The following is a 3,455-nucleotide window of genomic DNA, read 5'->3' on the forward strand; positions in this document are numbered from 1 at the left end:
TGCCCATGCTGTTCGAGCGTTTCCCGAAGATGACGCTGCCAGATCCGGCGAGCGTGCGCTGGCATGGGTTCGGGTTTCGGGGGCCGCTCAATTTGCCGGTTCGCCTGCAATAGGATCAGGGCGAGCGCTCGTTCTACTGCGTCTTGCCTTCGTGCACTTGATGCGGTCACGGGTTAATTCAGAGATCATGCTTCCCACGTCGGCGTAGGTTGATTGCGCTGGCGCCCCTCTCTGGATTGATCACATCTGTTCGAGTCGCCGTTTGCTGATCGAAGTCGAACAGCCATAGTTACTGGGGCTGCGCATTGATGCGGTCTCTGACGTACCGGCGTTTGCCTAGGCTCATTTCGACGCCAATTCTGAAATATTGGCCTTTCTGGCATCGTTGAGGGAGCCTGCAATCGGCCTCGTGCGGCATCCGCGAGCCGACCAGCCCAGCGATCTATGAAATGCGTCGGCATCGACACGCTCGACTCCTCAGTGGATAAACCAATAGCGCGGAACGCGTCGCAGGTAGACTTCGTAGCTCTCGCCAAACCGCTTGAGAAGATGCCGTTCCTCCGACCGGACAACCGCCACGTTCAGCAGGATCAAGGTCGGCACGAGCAGGATCAGCAGCCAATCCAGCATCAGCATCAGCGCGAGACCGAACAGTGCAACCAACCAGCCGAGATAGCAGGGATTCCTCGTCCACGCGAAGATGCCATCGGTCACCAGGACAGTCACCGGCTGCCGTGGTTCAACCTCCGCGCGGTGTCGCCTCAGGGCCCGATATCCGGCAAAGCTGATCGCAATGCCGGCCGCCGCAAGCAGGGCACCGAGGGAGAATAAACATACGACACCGACGCCGTCGGCTGATGCAGAGTCGGTGAACAGACTGCGCGGCAGCGGCAGCATCCACTGCAGCAGACCTGCGAGGAACACCACCAGAACCGACGCCGGGATCAGGCGCGGAAACATCACGCCATGGTCGTTTTCGACAGTATCCACGCGAATCGCCTCCTGAATTTGGCGCACCGTCACGCTCCAGCTCATTTGTCTCCATTGGAGACTTTTACTCAAGTCTTGTGCCTTCGAAGCCTGCGGATCTGGAGCAGCCTAATAGGATCAGCCGCTTGCGCGCATGAAGGCCGGGGGCCCCTGTTCTTGATAACGAGTTGTAATAAGTCTCCCATGGAGACATATGAGCACACTCTGGGACGAGTCAAGTGGGCTTTTCCGCCACAGCTCCGACGTTGGTAAATGCCGCTGAATTCTAGTAGATAAGGTCAGTTTGCGGGGTGCTCCCCCCCTGCCGCGGTAGCAAACCACCGCAATTTAGCTTGTGTCGCTGTTCAACACTACTTAGTCTCCAGTGGAGACTAGGGCTCGAGAGAAACCTTCGGATGCCCCGCAGAGCGGCAACAAAGAGAACCACATTTCGCCACGGCAATCTTCCGGACGCGCTGATTAAAGCTGCGATCCGAAGGATCGAGGAGCATGGCGGCGGTTCGATAACCCTGCGCGATCTCGCGCAGGATACGGGCGTGAACCATCGCGCGATATATCGCCATTTCCCCGACAAGGAGGCGCTCCTTGCCGAAGTTGCGGAGAGAATTTGGCGGGATTTCATCCATCACCTGGGCAAGGCCGTTGCCAACGAGGCTCCCGGCGAAGCGATGCTGGTGGCTGCGGGGCTCGCGGTGTTTACGTTTGGGCGAAAGAACAGCAACATATTTCTGTTCGCGACCGGCGCTTACCCCAGTCTCGGCGTCAGATTCCCCCGGCTCGAGGCCGCGATCACCGAGGCACTGCAGATATTTGTGGTGGGCTTCGCCGGCACGGGCATTGCGCCAAACCTGGTGGTCGCCAGAGCCGGCGTCTACATCGCATCAATGCAGGGCCTTACCGCACAGTATCTTTATGGGCGGCTACGCGTCGCCCCGGACAAGGCCAACGCATGGATGAGGGATACCTGCCACCTGCTCATAAAAGGATTGGCTGAGCACGGCTTCGGCTGATATGTGCCGGCCGCTGCCGAGATGCCGGCGCAAACATTTAGGTGGTCACAGTTTGCCAACCACGGCCGCGAGCGCGAGGGCCGCAGGAATCGAGCAATTGATCAGACCGCCGGACTCCATGTCAATCCATGCGCAGCGAAGACCCGAGGCAATGACGCAGGCGAGCCCGAACACAGAGAAGGCCGATGCCACTTCTGGGTTGCGATCCAGCAGACCGATGCTCAGCGCTGCCACGAGAAATGCATGATAGCGACCATCGATGCGGCTTGTGACAGCATTCCAGACCGAACCGATCACAACCGCCATCAGCCAGAACCAGGCGAAGCTCCTGGCAACCAGCGGATCCGGATGAAAGAAGGCAAGGATCAGCGCGGTCAGCAGGAACACGTTGTAGAGGGTGTTGCTCGGCATCGCGTCCGCCAGCGTTCCTTCGCTCAAACGCGCCATTCTGTTCTCGGGAGCCAGCCACTCGAAAACCGTGCTCTGCAGGGCGAGATGACAATGAGGAACAATCGTCAGCAAAACTAAAACTTTGGGAAGCATAGTATCACTCGCAACTAGATGATACTAGAGCAACACTTTAGAACTTCCCTATGGTGGAATTGAGGCCGGCCCACGAGGAGCAAGAGTTTGAAGGCGACCTGTTTCGCATTGTGGTGTGCCTTGCGGCCACAGGCGCGCGATTTGCCCAGATAAGACGAATGCGCGTGAGCGATGCGCAACGAACAGAGCAACGCCTGATGGTACCACGGTCCTACAAGGGACGTGACGGCAGCAGGTGCAGCGCGCAGGGCTCCAGAGAGTCATTCCCTACGCGTTGCGGCATTCCAGCATCGTTCGCGGCCTGCGAAACATGCTTCCCATCCAGCACGTGAGCGGTTTGGGCTGCGGCACCTTCGGATTTCTCGAACCCATATTCGGCCGTTTCCTTATTGAGTTTCGGTCCGCAAGCGCCCTGAACTCCGGACCTTTCGAGGCGTTCAAGAACCGAATCCTGCGCGACGGCGAGTGCGTCCATGGCTTGTTGCGGTGTTTTCGTCCCGGATGAAGCGTCGCCGATGTTTTGCCACCAGAGCTGCGCGAGCTTTGGATAGTCAGGCACGTTGTCGCCGGTCGGGGGCCGAGCCGGATTCGTCCGCGCTCTCCTTCATGGTGAACGCGAAGAACCCGATTCCGGAAAGCCAGATCATCGCCAACATCAAGATCGCGATCGGCGGCGGCATCAACGAGCCGCGCGACGCCCTGCTGACGATCCTCTACGGCCTCCTGACCAATCCGGAGCAGCTTGCCGCCGTGCGCGAACAGGAGAAGTGGCGCTCCGCCTTCGAGGAAGGGGTGCGGTGGGTGGCGCCGATCCAGGCGAGCTCACGCCTTGTGATGGAAGACACCGAGATCCGCGGCTGCCTGATCCCGAAGCGCGACACCGTGATGACGATCCAGGCGTCGGCGAACCGG

3 protein-coding genes and 3 pseudogenes are annotated in these 3,455 nt (G+C 59.4%); 3 read left to right on the forward strand and 3 right to left on the reverse strand.

Translation table 11 applies throughout. The annotated features are described in order from the left end of the window. Positions 1-477 precede the first annotated feature (477 nt). A complete protein-coding gene (locus tag BRAS3843_RS38985) occupies positions 478-1,023 on the reverse strand; it encodes an isoprenylcysteine carboxylmethyltransferase family protein (protein WP_210161399.1) in 546 nt (181 codons plus the stop codon). A 362-nt stretch (positions 1,024-1,385) separates the two neighbouring features. Here BRAS3843_RS38985 and BRAS3843_RS38990 point away from each other — a divergent pair, with 362 nt between their 5' ends. Further along, positions 1,386-2,000: a TetR/AcrR family transcriptional regulator gene (locus BRAS3843_RS38990; RefSeq protein ID WP_008971353.1), complete on the forward strand. Its 615-nt coding sequence runs from the start codon at positions 1,386-1,388 to the stop codon at positions 1,998-2,000. Between the two features lie 45 nt (positions 2,001-2,045). Here BRAS3843_RS38990 and BRAS3843_RS38995 read toward each other — a convergent pair whose 3' ends face one another. After that, entirely contained in the window at positions 2,046-2,543 is a 498-nt protein-coding gene (locus tag BRAS3843_RS38995) for a DUF1304 family protein (RefSeq protein ID WP_139024953.1), read from the reverse strand. A gap of 77 nt (positions 2,544-2,620) precedes the next feature. Here BRAS3843_RS38995 and BRAS3843_RS42250 point away from each other — a divergent pair. Then, positions 2,621-2,883: pseudogene (locus BRAS3843_RS42250) on the forward strand (integrase); the annotation flags it as partial. Positions 2,884-2,895: 12 nt separating this feature from the next. Here BRAS3843_RS42250 and BRAS3843_RS39765 read toward each other — a convergent pair. Continuing rightward, a pseudogene (locus BRAS3843_RS39765) lies at positions 2,896-3,132 on the reverse strand (carbohydrate ABC transporter substrate-binding protein); the annotation flags it as partial. Here BRAS3843_RS39765 and BRAS3843_RS22485 point away from each other — a divergent pair. Further along, a pseudogene (locus BRAS3843_RS22485) lies at positions 3,120-3,455 on the forward strand (cytochrome P450); the annotation flags it as partial. The pseudogenes BRAS3843_RS39765 and BRAS3843_RS22485 overlap by 13 nt on opposite strands.

This window comes from Bradyrhizobium sp. STM 3843 (assembly GCF_000239815.1).
In the GTDB taxonomy this organism is placed as follows: domain Bacteria; phylum Pseudomonadota; class Alphaproteobacteria; order Rhizobiales; family Xanthobacteraceae; genus Bradyrhizobium.